The sequence below is a fragment of the Mesorhizobium sp. M3A.F.Ca.ET.175.01.1.1 genome (assembly GCF_004791945.1).
GTDB lineage: Bacteria > Pseudomonadota > Alphaproteobacteria > Rhizobiales > Rhizobiaceae > Mesorhizobium.
The window spans coordinates 1-357 of record NZ_SRTP01000155.1 but is presented as its reverse complement, the minus strand read 5'-3'; the positions used below and the strand labels follow the sequence as shown (position 1 = coordinate 357).

The following is a 357-nucleotide window of genomic DNA, read 5'->3' as shown; positions in this document are numbered from 1 at the left end:
GCGGCCGCGTCGTCAAGAACGTCACCGGCTACGATCTTTCCAAGCTGATGGCGGGAAGCTGGGGCACGCTCGCCGTGCTGACCGACGTCACCTTCAAGGTGCTGCCGGCTGCCGAGACCGAGGTCACCTTGGCCATCCGCGGCCTGCTCGACGATGCCGCCGTCGCCGCCATGGCGCTGGCGCTGGGCTCCAGCGCCGAAGTCTCGAGCGCGGCGCATCTGCCGGAGCGCATCGCCTTGAAGGTTGCCGGCGGCAAGCACGGCAGCGATGCCGTGACGCTGCTACGCGTCGAGGGGTTTGGCCCCTCGGTCGTCTATCGGGTCGAGGCGCTTAAGCAACTGCTCGGCAAGGCTGGGC

At 68.9% G+C, this 357-nt stretch carries 1 pseudogene; it reads left to right on the top strand.

The features are described from left to right. A pseudogene (locus EN818_RS31150) lies at positions 1–357 on the top strand (2-hydroxy-acid oxidase); the annotation flags it as partial.